Source organism: Arthrobacter sorbitolis (genome assembly GCF_054510995.1).
The window spans coordinates 667,527-688,824 of sequence record NZ_JBTNDM010000002.1; the positions used below are offsets into that span (position 1 = coordinate 667,527).

Sequence of the window (21,298 nt, forward strand, 5' to 3'; positions counted from 1 at the left end):
CACCCCGGCCGGTCACCCCGGCCGCTCGGCCTGTCCGGTTACACCCGCCCTCACCCGCGCAGGGCGGCCGCCTCGCCGAGCCAGCGTGAGTACAGGGCCCAGGGGTCGTCGACGCCGGCGGCGAGCCGCCCGACATGCTGCTCGAGGGCCGGCGCCGCCTCGAACCACTCGGAGCGGTCGAGGCGCAGTCCGGCGAACTGGTCGTGCCGGCGCCGCTCGACGAGCCGGTCGCCGCGCTCGAACGCCAGGACCTCGTCGTGCCAGATGCGCGCCAGGCGCTTGCGCGGGTTCGCCGTCGTGCCGATCTTGATGCGGTCCCGGAACCGGAGGTAGTAGACGACATCGATCCGCGGAGGCGGCAGCCCGTCGTCGAGGATGTCACCGAGGCGCCACTCGCAGGCGGCGCAGGCCCAGCCGGACGGGTACCGCACGCCGATCCGCGAGCCGCACGCCCGGCAGGGCGCCGGCAGCAGGTCCGTCACGCCCCAGGCGGCGTCCGACCATTCGGAGACGAGCGCCACGTGGGCGGGGCACAGGGGGAAGGGGGCGCCGTCCGTGGGCCTGCCGCAGGCCTGCCCGGTCCCGTCGGGCAGGACGCACCCGGCAGCGACGGGCGGGGGATCGAACACGCCTTCGATTGTTCCCGCTCCGCCCCGGGGAATCAACCCGGGGTGCCGCCGCCCGAACTGGCAGAATAGGGCGGGTGACTTCCTCCGAACGTGCTGCAGAGATCGACCTCGACGCCCTGCGGCACAACGTCCGACACCTGCGCGACATCGCCCACCCCGCCCGGGTGATGGCCGTCGTGAAGGCCAACGCCTACGGCCACGGAGCACTCCCCGTCGCCCGCGCCGCGCTGGAGGCGGGCGCCGCCTGGCTCGGCGTCGCGCACATCGGCGAGGGGGTCGCCCTCCGGAAGGCGGGCGTCGAGGCGCCCATCCTCGCCTGGCTGCACACCGCCGGAACCGACTTCACCGCGGGTGTCGAGCACGGGCTCGACCTCGGCATCTCCGGGTGGGAGCTCGAGCGCGTGACGGCAGCGGCCCGCGAACTGGAGCGTCCCGCGATCGTCCACCTGAAGATCGACACGGGCCTCGGCCGCAACGGCTGCCCCCCGGACCAGTGGAAGGCGCTGCTCGACCGTGCTGTCGCCTACCAGGAGGAGGGGCTGATCCGGGTCGTCGGGATCTTCTCCCACCTCGCCGTCGCCGACGAGCCGACACGCCCCGAGACCGACCTCCAGGTGCAGGCGTTCCGCGAGGCCGTCGCCGCCGCGGAGGACGCCGGCGTGGACGTGGAGGTGCGTCACCTGGCCAACACTCCCGCGACGTTCTCCCGGCCCGACTGCCACTTCGACCTCGTGCGGGTCGGCCTGGGGATCTACGGGCTCTCGCCCTTCTCCGACCAGGGCTCCGCCGACCTCGGGCTGCGGCCCGTGATGACCTTCAGCACCACGGTCTCGAACTGCAAGGAGGTGCCCGCCGGGCAGGGCGTCTCCTACGGCTACGGCTACCGCACGCAGAAGCCGACCACGCTCGGGCTCATCCCCGTGGGCTACGGCGACGGCGTCCCGCGCATCGCCACGGGTGCCCCGGTCCTCGTCGGCGGCCGGATCTACCCCGTCGTGGGACGGATCGCGATGGACCAGCTCGTCATCGACTTCGGGACGACGGGCCTGATCGACTCGCCGGAGAGTCCGCTCGGCAAGCGCGCGGTGCTCTTCGGCGGCGCCGACTCGCCCCCTGTGGAGGACTGGGCCGCCGCCGCGCAGACGATCAACTACGAGGTGGTCACCCGGATCGGGGACCGCGTGGAGCGCGTGTACGTCGGCGCGCTGCAGGAGGGGCGCGATGACGACGGCGCCTGAGTGGACGGCGTCCTACGACGTCGGGTCGGCGGCAGAACTGCAGGCGCTCGCCGTCGCCCTCGCACCGCTGCTGCGACCCGCCGACCTGCTGGTCCTGACCGGTGAGCTGGGCGCCGGCAAGACGACCTTCACGCAGGGGCTGGGGCGGGGCCTCGCGGTCGAGGACCGCATCATCTCACCGACCTTCGTGCTCGTCCGCCAGCACGTCTCCACGGGCGGAGGTCCCGGCCTCGTCCACGTGGACGCCTACCGCCTGGACAGCGCGGCGGCCGTGGACGACCTCGACCTCGAGGCCACGATGGCCGTCAACGTCACCGTCGTCGAGTGGGGAGCGGGACGCGTGGAGCATCTGAGCGACAGCCGGCTGCACGTGGACATCGTCCGCCCCCTCGGCGGTACGCCCGCCGGAGGATCCACCGGCGGCCTCGTCACGGTGTTCGACGACGACGGCGAGGACGAGGTGCGCACCGTCACCCTCGCAGGCTTCGGCCCGCGCTGGCGCGCAGGGCTGCCGGCGCTCCTGCTCGACTAGGCTGGACGGGTGCTTCTCCTCGCCCTCGACACCTCCGCCGCCGCGACCGTCGCGCTCCTGCAGGACGACGACGTCGTCGGCCGGTTCGGCAGTGCCGACACGCGGTCCCACGCCGAGGTCCTCGCCCCCGCGGTGCAGCGGGTCCTCGCCGACGCAGGGGTGGCAGGCGCCGAGCTCGACGGCATCGTCGCAGGCGTCGGCCCCGGGCCCTTCACGGGCCTGCGGGCCGGACTCGTCACCGCGCGGACGCTCGGCTTCGTCTGGGACATCCCCCTCCTCGGTGTCCTGAGCCTCGACGCGCTGGCCTTCGACGCCGTCGCGGGCGACGCCGTCCCCGCCGGGAGCGGATTCCTCGTGGGCACGGATGCACGCCGCGGTGAGGTGTACTGGGCCGAGTACCGCGCACCCGCGGACGGGAGCCGGCTGCCGGAGCTCCTCGACGGCCCGCACGTCGGAGCCGCGGCCACCCTGCCGAAGGGCATGCCCCTCGCCGGTCGTGCCGCGAGCCTCTACCCGGACGACCTGAACGGCCTGCCGGCCTTCGCGACGTCGGATCCCGATGCCGTCCCGCTCGCCCGCGTGGCCCGGTGCCGCCTCCTCGCCGGGAAGCCGCTGCGGGACACCGCGCCGCTCTACCTGCGCGAGTCGGACGCCAGGGTGCCCGGACCGCGGAAGCGGGCGTCGGCGTGAGCTTCACCCTGCGCGGCCTCACCTTCGAGGACATCGAGACGATCGGGCGGCTGGAGGACGAGCTGTTCCCCACCGACGCCTGGCCGCTCGAGATGTTCTACGCGGAGTTCTCCCAGCCGGACACGCGCCGCTACATCGTCGCCGAGGTCGACGGCGAGGCCGTGGGCTACGCGGGAGTCATGGTCATCGACACGACGGCCGACATCCAGACCATCGGCGTGCTGCCGCGCTTCGAGGGCCGGGGCATCGGACGCGCACTGCTCACCGAGCTGCTCGACGAGGCCCGACGCCGCGGCGCCGAGACCGTGATGCTGGAGGTGCGCGCCGACAACCCGCGCGCGCAGGAACTGTACTCCCGCTTCGGCTTCACGAAGATCCACACCAGGAAGAGGTACTACCGCGACGGCGTGGACGCCTGGGTCATGCGGCTCGTCCTGGCCGCGGACGGAGGAGGAACGCCATGACCCGCGAGGAACCCCTGGTGCTCGGCATCGAGTCCTCCTGCGACGAGACCGGCGTGGGCATCGTCCGCGGCACGCGGCTGCTGACCAACACCGTGTCCTCGTCGATGGACGAGCACGTGCGGTTCGGCGGCGTCATCCCCGAGATCGCGTCACGCGCGCACCTCGAGGCCTTCGTCCCGACCCTCAGGACGGCACTCGACGACGCGGGCGTGACACTCGACGAGCTCGACGCCATCGCCGTGACGGCGGGTCCCGGCCTGTCGGGCGCGCTCATGGTCGGGGTGTCGGCCGCCAAGGCGCTCGCCGTCGCCACCGGGAAGCCCCTGTACGCGATCAACCACCTCGTCGCGCACGTCGGCGTCGGGATGCTCGGGGACACCTTCGCCGACGGCCTGCCGCCCGACCTCGGCGCGCTCCTGGTATCGGGTGGACACACGGAGATCCTGCGCGTCGGGAACATCGCGAGCGACGTCGAGCTCCTGGGCTCCACGATCGACGACGCCGCCGGCGAGGCGTACGACAAGACGGCGCGCATCCTCGGCCTCGGCTACCCGGGCGGCCCGGCGATCGACCGGCTGGCGAGGGAGGGCGATCCGACGGCGATCCGTTTCCCCCGCGGGCTCTCGCAGCCCAAGTACATGGGGACGGCGGAGCGGCCGGGGCCGCACCGCTACGACTGGTCCTTCAGCGGACTCAAGACCGCCGTGGCCCGCAGCGTCGAGCAGTACGAGGCCGCGGGGATCGACGTCCCGGTGGCGGACATCGCGGCATCCTTCCAGGAGGCCGTGGTGGACATCATCACGTCCAAGGCCGTGCTCGCCTGCAGGGAACACGGCATCACGAACCTCCTGCTCGGGGGCGGCGTGGCGGCGAACCGGCGGCTCCGGGACCTGGCCGCGGAGCGGTGTGCCGCCGCCGGCATCACCCTCACGGTTCCGGCTCCGTCGCTGTGCACCGACAACGGGGCCATGGTCGCGGCGCTCGGAGCCCGGATCGTGATGGACGGCGGGAGCCCGAGCGGGACCGCTTTCGGCACGGACCCGTCGTTGCCCGTCACGCGGATCGTCCTCGCGGACGCCCGGCAGGGCTCCACCTAGGACCTCAGGTCCCCGCGCTCGCAACGGGCCGCAGCGCGGGCCACGCCAGGGCAGCGGGCCGGGCCGGGCTGGTGCGGAGGGGAGACGGAAAGGGCAGCCAGGCGGAAGAGTGCCTGGTTGCCCTCCCGGGAGCTCGACGGCTGCCGGCTGCTTGACCGTCGCCAAGTCCTGCAGCCATTCGACCACCGGAGGCCGGGGAGGTGTCAAGGCCCGGCCGGGGACGCGGCGCGGGACGCCGGACTCCGCCGGAGGACATGCGCGCCGACGACAGTGGACCGGACTCCCCAGGGAATCCGGTCCACCGATGCGCTGGGGCCTAGAGCGTGCCCCGGCGGTTCGTCGTGTCGCCGTCCAGGGGGTCGTTCCCCAGGCCCTGGCTCCCGGTCGGGATGCCCGTCCCGGGAACGCCGTCCACGGCGGGTACGGGGTCGACGTCGACGACGTCCACCTCGTCGACGATCGGGGTGGTCTCGGGGACCACGGGTGCGGCGTCGACGACGGTCACCGTCTCCACGTCCGTCTCGACCTCCTCGTCGTCCTTCTTCTTGCCGGCCGCCGCGGCCACGCCGACCACGGCGGCAGCTGCCGCGACACCCACTCCGGCCGCGACCTTGCCGGACACGCCGGCCTTGCCGCCGTCACCACGCGACTCCGCTGCGTCCTCGACGGTGGGCGTACCCGTGCCGACACCGGCCACCGATCCGCGCCACGCGCCCGTGGCGTAGCTCTCGGACTCGATGAACTCCTTGAACCGGTGGAGGTCCGCCTTCGCCTGGTTCTCGACGACGTTCAGCTTGTCGCCGATCTTCTCGACGAGGCCTTCCGGCTCGTACTCGAGGACGAGGTTGACGCGGGTGATCCCGCCGAGATCCTCGAACGTCACCGAACCGGCGTTGGTCGCACCCTCGGTGGCCGCCCAGGAGACCTTGCGGTCGGGCACCTGCTCGAGGACCTTCGCCTCCCACTGGCGGCGGATGCCGCCGATCTCGGCGACCCACTCGAGGCGGTCGTCGCTGAGCTGCGTGATCTGCTTGATCCCGCCCATGAAGTGCGGGAACTCCTCGAACTGCGTCCACTGGTTGTACACGGTCGTCACTGGAAGATTCACTTCGACGGTTTCTTCGACCTTCGTGCTCATCATGCCTCCCTGAGGGTTGGGGATACGGACACTGATCACTTCATCAGCTTGCTTAGCTTATGGTGCCGCGAGGGCTCTGACCAGTGCCGGATGCGCGCCGGACAATATCCGTCCTCCCGCTCAGGAGGGCAGGTCGCCGACGCTGGCATACCTGCGCCGCCAGTCGCGTCCCTCCTCGCCCCCGTACAGGGTCCAGTACTCGCGGCCCGAGGTGATGACGCCGTCGGCCACCGTCCAGATGGACACGACGCGGAAGATGCCGACGTCCTCCTGCGGGACCTGCACCTCGGACACGACCACCTCCCCGGCGTCGTACACGTTCAGGACGTCGATGCTCCACCCGTTCGGGTGCTCGGAGTTGACCGCGACCACGTTGTCCCTCCCGCGGATGATCTCCCGCGTGACGGGCCAGAAGACCTCCACGTCGGCGGCGAGCGTACGCCCCACCGCCTTCCAGTCCCTGCTCCACACCGACGACCAGTACTGCCGGACGACCTCAGTAGATTCCATACGCAGATGCTACCGAGCGATGTCGGCGCCCACGCGCCGCAGGTGCACGGCCACGTTCGCCTGGAACCCCTCGACCGTCCGCGCGAGCGCGGTGTCCGTCGCGGTGTCCCAGACCTCCTGGTTGAAGATCTCCACCTCGACGTCGCCCGTGTAGCCGGCGGCCTCGACGGCGGCCGTGATGGACCGGAAGTCGATGACGCCGTCCCCGGGGTAGTGGCGCGAGAGCAGGACGTCCGCGGCGAGGGGCGTGGCCCAGTCGCAGACCTGGTAGCCGGCGATACGTCCTTCCGTGCCCGCGCGGGCGATCTGCGCCGGCAGGTCCGGATCCCACCACACGTGGAAGGTGTCGATCACGACGCCGACCGCGGCGGGGGAGAAGGGTGACGCCAGGTCGAGTGCCTGCTTCAGGGTCGAGATGACGGCGCGGTCCGACGCGTACATGGGGTGCAGCGGCTCGAGGGCCAGGGTCACCCCTGCCGCCTGCGCCTCCGGCGCGAGCTCGGCGAGGGCATCCTGCACCAGGGAGCGGGCGCCGGCGAGGTCCTTCGAGCCCTGGGGGATGCCGCCGGCCACCATCACGAGGACGGCCGCCGACCCGGGTGCACCCGCGGCCGCGAGTGTGGCCGTCTCCTCGATGGCCTTCCGGTTGTCGTCCATCGCCGCCCTGCGTGCCGGCCCTTCCGGGACGGTGAAGAATCCACCGCGGCACAGGCTCGAGAAGCGGAGCCCTGAGTCGGCGAGGAGGCCTGCGGCTCCGGTGAGGGAGGCGGCTTGCACGGAGTCGCGCCACAGGCCGATACCGGCGATGCCGGCGTTCGCCGTGGCGGCCAGCGCCTCCCCGAGCGGTGCGTACTTGATGGTCGCCTGGTTGATGGACAGGCGGCCGTTCGGCGCCGTCATGCCTGGACCCCGGCGGTCCTCAGCAGTGCGTGCCACCTGTCGCGGGCGAGCTCGGGCCGCTCGAGGGCCCCGCATCCGTTCGCCAGGCGGACGATCTCCGACAGGTGCGGCAGGCTGCGGGCGGCGTGCAGTCCGCCGACCATGGAGAAGCCGGCCTGGTGGCCGTTGAGCCAGCTGAGGAAGGCCACCCCCGTCTTGTAGTAGAACGTCGGGGCCGCGAAGATCTGGCGCGAGAGCGCCTCGGTCGGACCGAGGATCCGCTCGTAGGTGTCGCCGTCGTCCGCGTCCAGCGCCTGGACCGCCGCCGAGGCGTGCGGACCGAGGGCCGCGAAGGCCCCGAGCAGGGCATCGGAGTACCCCGCGGAATCCCCCCGGACGAGGGAGACGTAGTTGAAGTCGTCGCCCGTGAACATGCGGGCGGGCTCGTTGAGCCGGGCGCGTACCGACCGCTCCGAGTCCGCGTCGAGCAGGCTCATCTTGACGCCCGCCACCTTCTCCGGGGCATCAGCGATGATCTTGAGCAGCGTGGTCGACGCCGCCTCCGTGTCCGCCGAGCCGAAATAGGTGCCGAGCTCGGGGTCGAAGGCGCTGCCGAGCCAGTGCAGGATCACGGGTGCTCCGGCGGCTGCCAGGACCTCCGAGTAGACCCGGAGGTAGTCCTCCGTCGTCCGCGCGGCACGGGCGAGGTGGCGGCTCGCCATGAGGACGACGGACGCGCCCGCGTCCTCCGTGAAGTGCAGCTGCTCCTTGTAGGCGTCGATCACGGCCTGCAGGGAGATGACGGGCTCGTCGACGTGGTCGGTGTTGACTCCGACGACCAGCGAGCCGTTCACGCTCCGCGCCTCCGCCGCGCTCCGGGTGACCAGTTCGCGCGTCGCCGCGGTGTCGAGGCCCATGTTCCGCTGTGCGGTGTCCATCGCGTCCGCGACACCCAGCCCCCAGGACCACAGGTGGTGGCGGAAGGCGAGCGTCGCATCCCAGTCGAGGTCGGCCGGCGCACCGGGCACGTTGTCGGCCGTGGTCCGGGGGACGACGTGCGCCGCGGCATAGACGGTGCGGCTGCGCAGCGCACCCGTCGGCCTGGCGAACGACGGCGCGGGGTTCAGTTCGACGGCGGACGTGGCCCCCGCCGGATCGACGAGCGTGATCATGCCAGCGTGGCCGCTTCCTCGCGGGGGAGTGCCGTGGTGCGCACGTCCTCCAGCTCGAGACGGCGCCCGGAGCGGGAGCTCTCGAGGCCCTGCTCCGCGAGGTACATGCCGCGTGCGCCGGCGAGGAAGTCGTACGGGTGCGGCGCGTCCTCGAGCACGTGGCGCAGGAAGTCCTCCCACTGCGTCTTGAAGCCGTTCTCGAACACCTCGTTGGTGGGGACGTCGATCCAGTCGGCGTCGTAGTCGTGGCCGTCCTCGAGGTCCGGGTTCCAGACGGGCTTCGGGGTCGCGTTGCGCGGTTGGATCTTGCAGCCGAACAGTCCGACGACGGCCGAGCCGTGCGTGCCGTCCACCTGGAACTGCACCAGCTCCTCGCGGTCCACGCGGACCGTCCAGCTGGAGTTGAGCTGGGCGATGATGCCGCCCTCGAGCTCGAAGACGGCGTACGCGGCGTCGTCGGCCGTCGCACGGTAGGGGCGGCCCTGCTCGTCGACCCGCTCGTCGATGTGGGTCACGGCCCGCGCGTACACGGATTCGACCTTGCCGAAGAGGTTCTCGAGCACGTAGCTCCAGTGCGGGAACATGTCGACGACGATCCCGCCGCCGTCCTCCGAGCGGTAGTTCCAGCTCGGCCGCTGCGCGTCCTGCCAGCCGCCCTCGAAGACCCAGTAGCCGAACTCCCCGCGCACGGAGAGGATGCGGCCGAAGAACCCTGAGTCCACGAGGCGCTTGAGCTTCTGCATGCCCGGGAGGTACAGCTTGTCGTGCACCACGCCGTTCTTGATGCCGGCGGCCTCGGCGAGGTTCGCGAGCTCGAGCGCATCGGCCGCCGTCTCGGCGGTGGGCTTTTCCGTGTAGATGGCCTTCCCCGCAGCGATGGCCTTGCGGATGGCGGCAGAGCGCGCCTTGGTGACGAGGAAGTCCGCGTAGATCTCCCAGGTGGGGTCCGCCAGGACGCTGTCGAGGTCCGTGGAGTAGTGCTCGATCCCGTGCTTGGCGGCGAGCTCGGCGAGTTTGGCCTCGTTGCGGCCGACCAGGATCGGTTCCACCTGGACCCGCGTCCCGTCGGAGAGGAGGACCCCACCCTGGTCGCGGATCGCGAGGATGGAGCGCACCAGATGCTGCCGGTATCCCATGCGTCCCGAGACGCCGTTCATGATGATCCCGATTGTCCTCGTCGACATTGAAGCTCCTTGGTCCCGGCCGTATCGTCCCGTTTGGAAAACGCTTACCGCGAGTGTAGGGGAAGAAGGAGGGAGGGGCAATAAGCCGGTGACCGGTCAGCCGCCGGCGTCCGGACGGCGGGGGAGCTCGCGCCGCGTGCACTGGTCGGGGCGTACCCAGGCCTCGCGGGCGATCGAGAACTCGACCCACTGCGCCAGCACCGCGGAACCGGTCCACGCCATCGCGAAGCCGCGCACCGTCTGCCGGGAGCCGTCCGGGTACTCGAGGTCCACCCACAGCGCCGGAGCGGGGGACACGGACTCGGTGATCCCGCCGGTCGGAACCTCGAGCTGCAGGGGCGGGATGAACCCGGGGGTCGCCGGAGGCGTCCCGTGCCAGCCCGGCGTCCGGTTCACGCGTGCGTCCGCGGCGTGGCGCACGACGACGGCTGGTCCATGCCCTCACTCTACGAGGGCCGCCCACGACGACGGGTACACCGGGCGCCCGGGTCGAGCACGTGGCGCCGGGTGGGCCGGGTGGTTCCGTCGTGGGGCCCTCGTCCGCCCCCGGCCCACCGGCGGCGGGCACCGTGTGCCGCCCCGTGCGTCCTTCCCGCGGCGGTCAGGCGGCGGTCAGGCGGCGTGCGTCGTCCGTGGTTCCAGCGTGCGGCGTCGGCACTGCGCCGCGTCCACCCACGCCTCCCGTGCCCGCGAGTACTCGATCCACTGCGCCAGGACCATGGTCCCCGTCCAGGCCATGGCGAAGCCCTTCGCGGTGCGCCGGGAACCGTCGGGGTAGTCGAGGTCGACCCACAGTGCAGGCGACCTCGACGGCTCGGTGACAGCACCCCCGGGGGCGTCGAGCTGGAGGGGTGGGACGTACCTGTCCGCGCTGGGTGGGATGCCATGCCATCCCGGTCGTTCTGCCATGCCCCGAGGGTAGGCGGCGGGTCCGACAACCAGCCCGGGCCCGCGGATGCCGCTACACCACGCCGTCGGCCCCGGCATGGGCGCGTTCCAGCTCGTCGCTGAACGGCGCCCGCTTCCTCGGCGGAAGGCCGTCGATCAGTTCGTTGACCGCGAGGGCGAGGACGTCGCACTCGATGGGGGGCAGGGGCATCAGCCCCTCGAGATACGCCTCGACCTCGTACTCGTCGACCCCGCCGCTCAGCGAGAAGTAGTGCAACCACACCTCGCCCATCGAGAACCCGGAGTCCACGACCGCGGCGTGGGTCAACGCCCGCTGCTCCTCCGCGTAGGGGAACTCCATCACAGCAGCTCCGATGTCCCGGGATCCGCGCCGAAGGCCGTCCCGTCGGCTGTCCCGGCCGCGATGTCCGCGGTCAGGCGGCGGAACGAGACGCCGGTGGTGCGGGCGCGGAGCGTCAGGGCCATGAGCGCCTCGGCCTCGGTCAGGCCTTCGCGCTGCATCAGGATGCCCTTCGCGATGCCGACCAGGTCGCGCGACCGCAACGACTCCCGGAGCTCGGTGCTGAGCCGGGTCGTCGTCTCCGACGTCTGGACGTGACCGAGGAGCGCGGAGGCGGCGGTGGCGAGGCTGGCGAGGCGGGCACGGTCCGGCTCGCCGAACGCCGCCGGGGCCATCGAGTAGATCTTCATGGCGCCGATCGAGTCACGGCCGCGCAGGAGGGGGACGCTGAAGCACGACCGCACTCCTGCGTCCGCCGCCGCGGCGCTCCACTGCGGGAACCGATGATCGGTGGTCGTGTCGTCGACGCCCACCGGACCGCGGGAGGACCATGCCGCCAGGCAGGGCCCTTCGCCCAGCTCGTACTGCAGGTCGTCCGCGAACCGGACGAGATCGTCCGTCGCTCCCACGCTGACCCGCTGGGCCTCGTGGATGAGCGAGACACCGGCGCCGAACGCGTTGGGGGTCGTCTCCCGGGTGACGCGCGCCAGCAGGTCCACGGCGTTCTGCGCGGTCTCCTGGGTGAGGGTCAGTCCCCGGATGCGGCCCAGCGTCGCACCGAGTTCACCGGAAGGGGGGAATAGGTCCATCAGTAGCCTCGAACCTCGGGCCAGGCATGACCCTGGCTTCGCGGGCCTCCTGCTAGACCACGACCGCGCTGTACCCACGATCCGCTGGCTCCATTCTAGTGGTGCGGCGGCGGATCCGGCACGGCCGGAGCAGGGCGATTGCGGGGACGGGCCGTTCACCCCGGTGACACCCGTGTGTCGCGTAGAATTCCGCCCGCCCGGCCGTCGGTCTGGTTACGATGATCACGACGACGCCATCCTCGGACCGGCGGACCCCCGGTCCGGCGAGCGGACGGGGGAGCGTTCCGCCGTTGATCCAGAAGAGGTACCCCAGCGCCATGACGAACGAAGACCTGCAGAAGATCCGTGTAGCCGCCGCGGACAAGGAGGACGTCGAGTTCGAACTCGACCGCGCCGAACTCGTCCTGCAGGAGGCCGTCTCCGAGGCACTCAGCCACGGGGCCGACATCCATGTCGTCGCCGAGGTCGCCGAGCTGCCGCTGGACGACGTCGTGAAGCTCGCGGCGCAGGACTCCCCGGCGGATCCCGTCCTGCCCTTCTGATCCGGCCCTTCTGATCCGGCCGTTCTGGTCCGGTGATCCGGTGATCCGGTGATCCGGTGATCCGGCCGTTCTGGTCCGGTCAGGTGGAGGACAGCCGGCGCCCTACACCTGGCGCCGCGGCGTGCTCTCCCGGACGACCGTCTCCATGGGGATCGGCTTCCGCGACCCGTCGGCCCTCGGATCGGCGCCCCCCGGGGTGTGTCCGGTGGCGAGCTGCAGGGCACGCCGCCCGACGTCCTCGAGGGGGATCCGCACCGTGGTCAGCGCGGGCGTGATGTCACGGACGGTCGGGATGTCGTCGTAGCCGGCGACGCCGATCCCGGAGCCGGGGACGATCCCCGCGTCCCGCAGGGCGGAGACGACACCCACGGCCATGACGTCGTTGACGGCGAAGATCAGGTCCACGGGGGCCTTCGACGCCAGGAGCTCCTGGGTGCCGCGGTAGCCCCCGTCCCGCGTGAAGTCCGTGTGGATGATGCGTTCGGGCGGCAGCGGGATGCCGTGTTCCGCGAGGCCGGCGGCGAAGCCGTCGAGCCGTTCCTCGGCGGTCCTGATCTCGGGTGGTCCGGCGATCACCGCCACCTCCCGGTAGCCGAGCCCGGCCATGGCCACCGCCAGGTCGCGGGCACCCCCGCGGTTGTCGAGGAGGACGGACGCGAAGGGCGGCGCGTCCTGGCTGATGAACGCGGCCTTGCCGCCCGTGTCCTCGAAGGCCGACAGCTCCCCGCGCAGCTGCTCCTCGAAGGTCGATCCGGTGGTCCGTGAGCCGGCGAGGATCATCACGCGCGGGCGCTGTCCGCGCAGCGCCCTCACGGTCTCGAGCTCCCGCTGTGCGTTGCGCCCGGTCACCGCGATGGTCACCACGAGTCCCTCCTCGCTCGCCGCGTCGATCACGCCCGCGGCGATGCTCGAGAAGTAGGGGTCCGCGATGTCGGCGACGAGGAGCGCGACGGTCGTGGTGCTTCCCTTCGCCACCGCCTGTGCGAACAGATTCGTCGTGTAGCCCAGCCGCTGGGCCGCCTCGACCACCCGCTCGCGGTAGGCCTCGTTGACCTTGCGGGCGCTCCCGTTGAGCGACCTCGACGCCGTGGCGAGCGAGACCCCCGCCTCCCGTGCCACGTCGTGCAGCGTCGCGGGGCTCCTGCTGGCCGGTGCCGACATCGCTCTCCTGATGACGCGGGCAGCAGCCACCCGGCCGCGCCCTGTGAATTCCGTGGAAAGGGCCATTGTCGCACGTCACTAGGGACGGCCGACCCCCGCCGCCCGGCATCGGTAAGCGCTTTCTCTGCTACTGTTTCCCGCACCGCCTCCCGATCGGGAAAGAAGAGGAACCGTGCCACTGCCAGCGCCCCCGCCTGCTCCGACCACCGGGCCCGGTGCCGCACCGCGGGCGCCGCTGCGGGCCGCGATCCTCGGTACCGGGAGCGTCGCGCACCTCCATGCCGCGGCACTGCGGGACCTCCCGGGTGTCGAGCTGGTCGCGGCGGCTGACCCTTCCGTGCAGCACCTTGCCGCCTTCGCCGAGGCCTACGGCCTGCCCGGCCGCCACCGGTCGCTGGCGGACCTGCTCGCGGCCGAGGACATCGACGTCCTCCACATCTGCACCCCGCCGGGCGGCCATGCCGAGCAGACGGTCGCCGCCTTCGCGCACGGAGTGCACGTCGTCGTCGAGAAGCCCGCAGCCCTCAGCCTGGCCCAGCTCGACCTCATGGTCGACGCCGGCCGCGCGGCCGGGCGGGGCCTGGCCGTCGTGTTCCAGCAGCGTTCCGGTTCGGCCGCCGCCCAGGTGAAGCGGCTGCTCGATGCCGGCACGCTCGGACGGCCCCTGTCGGCGCTCTGCCAGACCTCCTGGTACCGGACCGCGGACTACTTCGCCGTCCCGTGGCGGGGCACCTGGGCCACGGAGGGCGGCGGCACCACGCTCAGCCACGGGAGCCACCAGATCGATCTGCTCGCGTACCTGCTCGGCGAATGGCGCACGGTGCAGGCGACCATGTGGCGCCTGCAGCACGACGTCGAGACGGAGGACCTCTCCCACGCGTCCCTCGTCTTCGAGTCCGGCGCCGTCGCGTCGGTGGTCTCCACGGTGCTCGCCCCGCGGCAGTCGAGCCTCCTCCGGATCGACACGGAGAACGCCACGATCGAACTCGAGCACCTGTACGGGCACGGGCATGCGCACTGGCGGATCACCCCGGCCGACCACGTCGACGTGGAGACCGCGCGCGCATGGGCCCTGCCCGAGCAGGAGGTCCCGAGCGGGCACGACGCCCTGTTCGCCGAGGTCTACTCCTCGCTCGTCGCAGGGCGCGGGATGCCCGACGTCGTCGACCATCCGGCCCGCGCTCTCGAGATCGTCACCGGGATGTACGCCTCGGCCCGGGACGGCCGGTGGATCTCCAGGACCGACCTCACCGATCCCGCCCTGCGGGGACCGCTGACCGGGCCGATCATCGAGGGCCGCCCCGCAGGCCGTCCCGCAGGACCCGCGGCGTGAGCGGGCCGCTCGCTGTCCTCACCCCGGACGGACGTGCGGCAGGCATCCTGCACGACGGCGGCGGGGAGCCCGAGGAGCACGCGCCGCGGCCCTTCCTGCACCCGGTCTCGACGCCGCGCGGCAGGTGCGTGAGCGACTACCGCCCCGCCGACCATCCCTGGCACTGGGGGCTCGGCATCACGGTCTCGAACATCGACGTCGCGGGCCAGGAGTACCCGGTCAACCTCTGGGGCGGCCCGACCTACCGCGAGGGCCACGGCTACGTGCAGCTGCCGAACAACGGCTCCCAGCAGGTACGTGCCGCGGAGCGCCGGCAGGGTGGTGTGCTCCAGCACCTCGACTGGCGGGGCGCCGACGGTGCCGTCCTCCTCACCGAGGAGAGGAGCTGGCACGCCGACACCCTTCAGGTACGGGGTGTGCCGTGGCTCGCGACCACCGTCCGCAGCACGTGGGTCGACACCAGCCCCGGTCCGCTCGCCTTCGGCAGCCCGACGACGGCGGGACGCCCCGACGCCGGCTATGGCGGGTTCTTCCTCCGCCTCGCCCCCTCCTTCGAGGGCGCGGACATCATCGCCCCCTCCGCCGGAGCCGGTCCGCCGGCGGGAGGCGTCGTCGGCGGGGCGGACGCCATGGGCAGCACCTACTCCTGGCTCGGCATGAGGTCGGACAGCGCGTCGGTGCTCATGGTCCCGGCGGAGGGCAATCCCGGAGAGCGCTCCTGGTTCGTCCGGAGCTCCGACACACCCATGCTGTGCGCGGCCCCCTTCTTCCACCGGGAACTGCACCTCGAGGCGGGCGGCACCCTGCACTGGGCATGGACGCTGCTGGTCGCGGACACGCCGGTGCACGAGGACGGCTTCGCGGCGGCCGCGGCCCGTGCAGGGCGCGCTCCCGCCTGAGCGGCGGCGGGCGCCGCGAGCCCCTACAGTCCGAGCGCCTCGAGCGCGGGCAGTTCCGCCCGTGCGCGCGCCTTGGCCTCCCCGGCGGTCGGCGCGGCGACGGCGATCGACGCGATGCGCTGCGCCTCGGCGAGGGTCACGCTGTTGAGGACCGCGCCGACGCCGGCGAGCGCCCGGGGCGTCATCGACAGGGTCGAGACGCCGAGGCCCACGAGGACGACGGCGAGCGCCGGATCAGCGGCCGCCTCGCCGCAGACGCCCACGGGCTTCGCATGGCCCTCCGCCGCGGACCCCTCGACGGTCAGCCCGACCATCCGGAGGACGGCCGGCTGCCAGGAGTTGTTGAGTGCCGCGAGGGAGCCGAGCTGGCGGTCGGCGGCCATGGTGTACTGCGTGAGGTCGTTGGTGCCGAGGCTCGCGAAGGCCACCTCACCGAGGATCGCCTCCGCCATCAGCGCCGCCGACGGGACCTCCACCATGACGCCGGGCGTCTGCAGGCCCGCGTTGCTGCACAGCTTCGCGAAGTCCGAGGCCTCCTCGGCGGTCGAGATCATCGGGGCCATGACCCACACGTCGGCCGTGGCCTGCGAGGCGGCATCCGCGATGGCCCTGAGCTGGCGCTCGAGGACGCCCGGTGACGTCAGGTCGGTGCGGTAGCCGCGGACGCCGAGGGCCGGGTTGGGCTCACTCGTGTCGGTGAGGAAGGGCAGCGGCTTGTCGGCACCCGCGTCGAGCGTGCGCACCACCACCTTCTTGCCGGCGAAGGCGTCGAAGACGCCCTTGTAGGCCTCGATCTGCTCCTCGGCCGTCGGCTCCGTGTCGCGTCCCAGGAAGCAGAATTCCGTGCGGAGCAGGCCCACGCCCTGGGCCCCCGCCGCTGCGGCCTTGACGGCGTCCTTGGCTCCGCCGACATTGGCGAGGAGGGGGACCTCGTGCCCGTCCGAGGTGACGCCGACGCCGTCGAACAGGGTGAGCGCGGCCGCGGCGGCCCGGTAGGCCTCGGCGGCAGCCTCCTCCTCGTCCCCGGGCTCGAGCGTGACGGTCCCCGCGGCGCCGTCGACATAGACGGGTGTGCCGGTGCCGATCTCCTCCACGCCGGTGGCGGCGACGACGGCGGGCAGTCCCAGGGAGCGGGCGATGATCGCCGTGTGCGACTGCGGACCGCCGCCGGAGGTGACGAGGGCGAGGACCACCGCCGGGTCCAGGGTCGCGGTGTCGGCCGGCGCGAGGTCCTCGGCGACCAGGATGAAGGGGGTGTCGGACGCCGGGATGCCGGGGGCGGGGAGTCCGCGCAGTTCGGCGACGATCCGCGACCGGACGTCGAGCACGTCCGCGGTCCGTTCGGCCATGTAGCCGCCGAGGTTGTGCAGCATCTCGGCGACCGACGCCCCTGCCTCCCAGACCGCGCGGGCGGGGGAGATGCCGTTGTTGATCAGTTTCGTCGCGGACTTCAGCAGCATGGGGTCGGCGGCCATGAGCGAGGTCGCCTGCAGGACGCCCTTGGCGTCCCCCTTGGCGATCTCGGCACGCCGCTTGAGCTCCTCCTGGACCGCCTTCGACGCGGTCCTGAGCGCGGCGACCGCCTGTTCGGGCGCATCGGGGGTCTCGTGGCGCTCGCCGGCGGGCGGTTCGCCGACCGACTTCGGCATGTGGCGTACGGGGCCGATCACGCGCCCGGGGCTGACTCCGACTCCTGCGAAATTCACCATTGAACGTCCTCGCTTCCTTGCCGGTAATCGTCTCCGTCTCCATTGTGCCGCCTCCGGCAGGAGAATCGTGTGACCCAATTCATATAACACCGCTATAGGTGCTACGGTAGCAGGCATGAAGAAAGTAGGCGAACCCACGCCTAAGACGAGGCTTCTCCGGGCCGCCGCGGCACTGCTCGCGGAGTCCAACGGAGAGGCCGTCTCGACGCGGCAGATCACGCAGGCTGCGCACGTCACCGCCCCCACCCTCTACCACCACTTCGGGGACAAGGAGGGTCTCTTCGACGCCGTCGTCGCAGAGGGTTTCTCCGAGTACCTCGACGCCGAGAGGAATCTCCCGACGTCGGGCCAGCCGGTCGAGGACCTCCGGATGCACTGGGACAACCACGTGCAGTTCGGCCTCGACCATCCCCACCTCTACCTGGTCATGTTCGGCAACATCCGGCCCGAGCGCCGGCCATCGATGGTGGCCAGCGCGGAGGCCTTCCTCGAGGAAGTCCTGGCCCGGGCAGCTGCTGCGGCCCGCCTCGTGGTGACACCGCACGAAGCTGCGCGCAGCATCCTCGCCGCCAACATCGGCGTCACGCTCATGCTGATCGCGGAACCGGCGGCGAAGCGCAACCTCGAACTCTCCGCGATGACGCGGGAAGCGGTCATCTCGGCCGTGGCCACGGATTCCGAGGCCGATCCCACCACGGACACCGAGGGGACACCCTCGGTGGTCGTGGCCGCGATAGCGCTCAACGCTGCGCTGCAGTCCTCGCACCCCGACCAGCTCTCCGGTTCCGAGCTGAAGCTGTTCCTCGAATGGCTCCAGCGCATCTCCAGCAGGTCGGGAAGCTGACGCTTCCCGACCTGGACTCATCCCTCCCCGCAAAGTTGCGGAACGACGGTAAGGAAAGAATGTGGCAACTCAAACAGAAGCGAGGCCGGGCACCAGCGCCCGGGTCCGCGTGCAGAAATTCGGGACGTTCCTGTCCGGGATGATCATGCCGAACATCGGCGCCTTCATCGCCTGGGGCCTCATCACCGCCCTCTTCATCGAGAAGGGCTGGCTGCCCGTACCGCAGCTCGGTGGATTCGGCGAGACCGACGGCGTCGCGAACACCGGGCTCGTGGGCCCCATGATCACGTACCTGCTGCCCCTCCTGATCGCCTACACCGGCGGCCGGATGGTCTACGACGTCCGCGGCGGCGTCGTCGGCTCGATCGCGACGATGGGCGTCATCGTCGGAGCCGGCATCCCGATGTTCATCGGCGCCATGATCATGGGTCCGCTCGGCGGCTGGACCATGAAGAAGATCGACGCGCTCTGGGACGGCAAGATCCGTCCCGGCTTCGAGATGCTCGTCAATAACTTCTCCGCCGGTATCTGGGGCGCGCTGCTCGCGATGCTCGGCTTCTACGGCGTCGCGCCGCTCGTGCAGGCCTTCAGCACGGCTGCCGGCAATGTGGTCCAGTTCCTGGTCAACAACGGGCTGCTCCCGCTGACCAGCATCTTCATCGAGCCCGCCAAGGTGCTCTTCCTCAACAACGCCATCAACCACGGCGTGCTGACACCCCTCGGCATCCAGCAGTCGCTGGAGCAGGGCAAGTCCATCCTGTTCCTGCTCGAGGCCAACCCCGGCCCGGGCCTCGGCATCCTGCTCGCGTACATGTTCTTCGGGCGAGGCGCGGCCAAGGCCTCGGCATCCGGTGCCGCCATCATCCACTTCGTCGGTGGCATCCACGAGATCTACTTCCCCTACGTGCTCATGCGCCCGCTGCTGATCCTGGCCGCGATCGCCGGCGGCATGACGGGCATCGCAACGCTCAGCATCACCAACGCGGGCCTCGTGGCCCCGGCGGCCCCGGGCTCCATCATCGCCGTGCTCGCCCAGACGGCCCGTGACAGCTACTTCGGCGTCGTGCTCGCCGTCGTGCTCGCCACGGCCGTGTCCTTCCTCGTCGCGTCCGTGATCCTCAAGACGGGCAAGAACCAGGACGACGGCGACCTCGCCGGTGCCGCGTCCCGCATGGAGAGCCTGAAGGGCAAGAAGAGCTCGGTGGCCGGGACCTTCCGGTCCACCTCGTCGACCAACGGCCCCATCCGCAACATCGTGTTCGCGTGCGACGCCGGCATGGGATCCTCCGCGATGGGCGCCTCGGTGCTCCGGAACAAGATCAAGGCGGCCGGTTTCCCGGACGTCAAGGTCGTCAACCTCGCCATCGCCGACCTGAAGAACGACTACGACGTCGTCGTCACGCACCAGGACCTCGCCGCCCGCGCCGAGCCCCTGACGCAGCGTGCGACGCACGTCTCGGTCGACAACTTCATGAACAGCCCCCGCTACGAGGAGATCGTGGAACTGGTGCGCGCCAGCGCGGCAGCGGAGGGAGGCCTCGACCCGCACGATCCGACGCCCGCCGCCGTGGCGGCCGACACGGGCTCCAGGAGCGAGGCCGACTCCGGAGGGACGACGGGCGACGTCCTCGCCGAGGAGAGCGTGATCCTCAACGGCAGCGCCACCACGCAGCAGGACGCCATCGACGAGGCGGGCCGCCTGCTGGTGATGCGCGGCGCGGTGGACGAGACCTATGTCGCGGCGATGCACGAGCGGGAGAGGTCGGTCCCCACCTACATGGGCAACTTCCTCGCCATCCCGCACGGCACCAACGCGGCCAAGGACCTGATCCGGCGCTCCGCCGTGTCGATCATCCGGTACCCCGAGGGCATCGACTGGAACGGCAAGCAGGTGAAGTTCGTGGTCGGCGTCGCAGGCGTCAACAACGAGCACCTGTCCATCCTCTCCGCGATCGCCCGCGTGTTCTCGGACAAGGAGCAGGTCGCCAGGCTCGACGAGGCGACCACCGTGGACGAGGTCCTCGCCCTCTTCGGGAAGGTCAACGCCTAGTGAAGGCAGTACATTTCGGTGCCGGCAACATCGGACGCGGCTTCGTGGGGCTCCTGCTCCACGAGGCCGGGTACGAGGTGGTCTTCGCCGACGTCGCGGACGCCCTGATCGACCAGCTGGTCTCGACGCCCAGCTACGACGTCCACGAGGTCGGCGAGGAGCCGGCCGTGAAGACGGTCGACAACTACCGCGCCCTCAACTCGAGGTCGCAGGAGGACGAGGTCGTCGCGGAGATCGCCACGGCGGACATCGTCACCACCGCCGTCGGACCGAACGTCCTCAAGTTCCTCGCACCCGTGATCGCCCGGGCCATCGCCCGGCGTGACGCCGACCTGCACCCGCTGCAGGTCATGGCGTGCGAGAACGCGATCAACGCGACCGACATCCTGCGCCGGGAGGTCGAGCAGAAGTACGAGGGGTCGGCCCTGGACCTCGCGTCCAGGGCGGTCTTCGCCAATACGGCCGTCGACCGCATCGTCCCCGACCAGGCCGCCGGCCAGGGACTTGATGTCACCGTGGAGACCTTCTTCGAATGGGTCATCGACCGTACCCCCTTCAAGGGCGATGCGCCCAAGATCCCGGGGGCGACCTACGTGGACGACCTCGCGCCCTACATCGAGCGGAAGCTCTTCACGGTGAACACCGGCCACGCCTCGGCGGCCTACTTCGGGTATGCCGCCGGTGTCGGGAAGATCGCCGACGCCATGGCCGACGACGGCATCGCCGCCAGGGTCCGTGCCGTGCTCGAGGAGACGAAGCAACTGCTGGTCGCCAAGCACGGGTTCGAGGACGCGGAGCAGGAGGCCTACGTGCAGAAGATCCTGCGGCGCTTCACCAGCCGGCACCTGCCGGACACGGTGGTTCGCGTGGGCAGGGCGCCGCTCCGCAAGCTGAGCCGCCACGAGCGGTTCGTCGGTCCGGCCGCGGAACTGGCCGAAGCGGGAGTCCATCCCGCCGCCCTGCTCGAGGCGATGCGTGCAGCCCTGGCCTTCTCGGCGCCCGACGATCCCGAGGTCGCAGCACTGGCCGAGCTCCTGGCCGCCCAGGAGCCGGGGGAGGCCACGACGTCGATCACGGGCCTCGAGCCCGGCCACCCGCTGTTCGAGCCGGTGCGGGAGCTCATAGGGCAGCACGCCCCGGGACATCACCGGGCATAGGTCCGGGCGACGGACACGGACACACGAAGGGAGCAGCTCCGGCTGCTCCCTTCCTCGTTCCCCCTTGACGCA

At 71.4% G+C, this 21,298-nt stretch carries 23 protein-coding genes; 11 read left to right on the forward strand and 12 right to left on the reverse strand.

The window, feature by feature from the left end; translation table 11 throughout:
- Positions 1-50: 50 nt before the first annotated feature.
- Entirely contained in the window at positions 51-629 is a 579-nt protein-coding gene (locus ACX80K_RS07830) for a GIY-YIG nuclease family protein (protein WP_459271266.1), read from the reverse strand.
- 74 nt (positions 630-703) lie between these two features.
- Here ACX80K_RS07830 and alr point away from each other — a divergent pair, with 74 nt between their 5' ends.
- Genes alr through tsaD form a run of 5 tightly spaced genes read left to right on the forward strand, consistent with a single transcriptional unit; the run spans position 704 to position 4,650 of the window.
- The gene (gene alr, locus ACX80K_RS07835; protein ID WP_459271267.1) at positions 704-1,867 is read left to right on the forward strand and encodes an alanine racemase; all 1,164 of its coding nucleotides are present in this window, start codon (positions 704-706) and stop codon (positions 1,865-1,867) included.
- Positions 1,851-2,399, forward strand: a complete 549-nt coding sequence (tsaE, locus tag ACX80K_RS07840) for a tRNA (adenosine(37)-N6)-threonylcarbamoyltransferase complex ATPase subunit type 1 TsaE (protein WP_459271268.1) — start codon at positions 1,851-1,853, stop codon at positions 2,397-2,399. The genes alr and tsaE overlap by 17 nt, the downstream gene beginning before the upstream one ends.
- Before the next feature lie 9 nt (positions 2,400-2,408).
- On the forward strand, positions 2,409-3,089 hold the full coding sequence (gene tsaB, locus ACX80K_RS07845; RefSeq protein WP_459271269.1) for a tRNA (adenosine(37)-N6)-threonylcarbamoyltransferase complex dimerization subunit type 1 TsaB: 681 nt from the start codon (positions 2,409-2,411) through the stop codon (positions 3,087-3,089).
- Positions 3,086-3,553: a ribosomal protein S18-alanine N-acetyltransferase gene (rimI, locus tag ACX80K_RS07850; protein ID WP_459271270.1), complete on the forward strand. Its 468-nt coding sequence runs from the start codon at positions 3,086-3,088 to the stop codon at positions 3,551-3,553. Before tsaB ends, rimI begins: the two co-directional genes overlap by 4 nt.
- Positions 3,550-4,650, forward strand: coding sequence for a tRNA (adenosine(37)-N6)-threonylcarbamoyltransferase complex transferase subunit TsaD (gene tsaD, locus ACX80K_RS07855; RefSeq protein WP_459271271.1), 1,101 nt, complete (start codon positions 3,550-3,552; stop codon positions 4,648-4,650). The genes rimI and tsaD overlap by 4 nt, the downstream gene beginning before the upstream one ends.
- Before the next feature lie 316 nt (positions 4,651-4,966).
- Here the strand turns inward: tsaD and ACX80K_RS07860 are convergent, their stop codons facing one another.
- The 9 genes from ACX80K_RS07860 to ACX80K_RS07900 all read right to left on the reverse strand — a co-directional run bounded on the left by ACX80K_RS07860 (position 4,967) and on the right by ACX80K_RS07900 (position 11,531).
- The gene (locus tag ACX80K_RS07860) at positions 4,967-5,788 is read right to left on the reverse strand and encodes an SRPBCC family protein (RefSeq protein WP_459271272.1); all 822 of its coding nucleotides are present in this window, start codon (positions 5,786-5,788) and stop codon (positions 4,967-4,969) included.
- Between the two features lie 120 nt (positions 5,789-5,908).
- Positions 5,909-6,298 (reverse strand): nuclear transport factor 2 family protein, encoded by a 390-nt coding sequence (locus ACX80K_RS07865; RefSeq protein WP_104179255.1) that lies wholly within the window; start codon positions 6,296-6,298, stop codon positions 5,909-5,911.
- 9 nt (positions 6,299-6,307) lie between these two features.
- Positions 6,308-7,198 carry a sugar phosphate isomerase/epimerase family protein gene (locus ACX80K_RS07870; protein WP_459271273.1) on the reverse strand — a complete coding sequence of 297 codons (891 nt, stop codon included), beginning with the start codon at positions 7,196-7,198 and terminating at the stop codon, positions 6,308-6,310.
- Positions 7,195-8,349: a dihydrodipicolinate synthase family protein gene (locus ACX80K_RS07875; RefSeq protein ID WP_459271274.1), complete on the reverse strand. Its 1,155-nt coding sequence runs from the start codon at positions 8,347-8,349 to the stop codon at positions 7,195-7,197. Before ACX80K_RS07875 ends, ACX80K_RS07870 begins: the two co-directional genes overlap by 4 nt.
- Positions 8,346-9,533: a Gfo/Idh/MocA family protein gene (locus ACX80K_RS07880; protein ID WP_459271275.1), complete on the reverse strand. Its 1,188-nt coding sequence runs from the start codon at positions 9,531-9,533 to the stop codon at positions 8,346-8,348. The genes ACX80K_RS07875 and ACX80K_RS07880 overlap by 4 nt, the downstream gene beginning before the upstream one ends.
- A 96-nt stretch (positions 9,534-9,629) precedes the next feature.
- Positions 9,630-9,953 (reverse strand): hypothetical protein, encoded by a 324-nt coding sequence (locus tag ACX80K_RS07885; RefSeq protein WP_459271276.1) that lies wholly within the window; start codon positions 9,951-9,953, stop codon positions 9,630-9,632.
- A gap of 192 nt (positions 9,954-10,145) precedes the next feature.
- The gene (locus tag ACX80K_RS07890; RefSeq protein ID WP_459271277.1) at positions 10,146-10,442 is read right to left on the reverse strand and encodes a hypothetical protein; all 297 of its coding nucleotides are present in this window, start codon (positions 10,440-10,442) and stop codon (positions 10,146-10,148) included.
- Between the two features lie 52 nt (positions 10,443-10,494).
- A complete protein-coding gene (locus tag ACX80K_RS07895) occupies positions 10,495-10,782 on the reverse strand; it encodes a hypothetical protein (protein WP_459271278.1) in 288 nt (95 codons plus the stop codon).
- Positions 10,782-11,531 carry a GAF and ANTAR domain-containing protein gene (locus tag ACX80K_RS07900; RefSeq protein WP_459271279.1) on the reverse strand — a complete coding sequence of 250 codons (750 nt, stop codon included), beginning with the start codon at positions 11,529-11,531 and terminating at the stop codon, positions 10,782-10,784. Before ACX80K_RS07900 ends, ACX80K_RS07895 begins: the two co-directional genes overlap by 1 nt.
- 317 nt (positions 11,532-11,848) lie before the next feature.
- Here ACX80K_RS07900 and ACX80K_RS07905 point away from each other — a divergent pair, with 317 nt between their 5' ends.
- On the forward strand, positions 11,849-12,073 hold the full coding sequence (locus ACX80K_RS07905; protein WP_459271280.1) for a hypothetical protein: 225 nt from the start codon (positions 11,849-11,851) through the stop codon (positions 12,071-12,073).
- Between the two features lie 102 nt (positions 12,074-12,175).
- On the opposite strand, the gene ACX80K_RS07910 is transcribed toward ACX80K_RS07905, so the two are convergent.
- Positions 12,176-13,234: a LacI family DNA-binding transcriptional regulator gene (locus ACX80K_RS07910; protein ID WP_459271281.1), complete on the reverse strand. Its 1,059-nt coding sequence runs from the start codon at positions 13,232-13,234 to the stop codon at positions 12,176-12,178.
- 172 nt (positions 13,235-13,406) lie between these two features.
- Between ACX80K_RS07910 and ACX80K_RS07915 the strand changes: the two genes are divergently transcribed.
- Positions 13,407-14,567, forward strand: a complete 1,161-nt coding sequence (locus ACX80K_RS07915) for a Gfo/Idh/MocA family protein (protein ID WP_459271282.1) — start codon at positions 13,407-13,409, stop codon at positions 14,565-14,567.
- Positions 14,564-15,466: a DUF6807 family protein gene (locus ACX80K_RS07920; protein WP_459271283.1), complete on the forward strand. Its 903-nt coding sequence runs from the start codon at positions 14,564-14,566 to the stop codon at positions 15,464-15,466. The genes ACX80K_RS07915 and ACX80K_RS07920 overlap by 4 nt, the downstream gene beginning before the upstream one ends.
- Positions 15,467-15,489: 23 nt before the next feature.
- Here the strand turns inward: ACX80K_RS07920 and ptsP are convergent, their stop codons facing one another.
- Entirely contained in the window at positions 15,490-17,175 is a 1,686-nt protein-coding gene (gene ptsP, locus ACX80K_RS07925) for a phosphoenolpyruvate--protein phosphotransferase (RefSeq protein ID WP_459271284.1), read from the reverse strand.
- A gap of 115 nt (positions 17,176-17,290) precedes the next feature.
- Here ptsP and ACX80K_RS07930 point away from each other — a divergent pair, with 115 nt between their 5' ends.
- The 3 genes from ACX80K_RS07930 (at position 17,291) to ACX80K_RS07940 (ending at position 21,226) form a co-directional block, all read left to right on the forward strand.
- Positions 17,291-18,019, forward strand: coding sequence for a TetR/AcrR family transcriptional regulator (locus ACX80K_RS07930; RefSeq protein ID WP_104179241.1), 729 nt, complete (start codon positions 17,291-17,293; stop codon positions 18,017-18,019).
- A 61-nt stretch (positions 18,020-18,080) separates the two neighbouring features.
- On the forward strand, positions 18,081-20,069 hold the full coding sequence (locus ACX80K_RS07935; protein WP_459271285.1) for a PTS mannitol transporter subunit IICBA: 1,989 nt from the start codon (positions 18,081-18,083) through the stop codon (positions 20,067-20,069).
- A complete protein-coding gene (locus ACX80K_RS07940) occupies positions 20,069-21,226 on the forward strand; it encodes a mannitol-1-phosphate 5-dehydrogenase (RefSeq protein ID WP_459271286.1) in 1,158 nt (385 codons plus the stop codon). The genes ACX80K_RS07935 and ACX80K_RS07940 overlap by 1 nt, the downstream gene beginning before the upstream one ends.
- Positions 21,227-21,298: the final 72 nt, after the last annotated feature.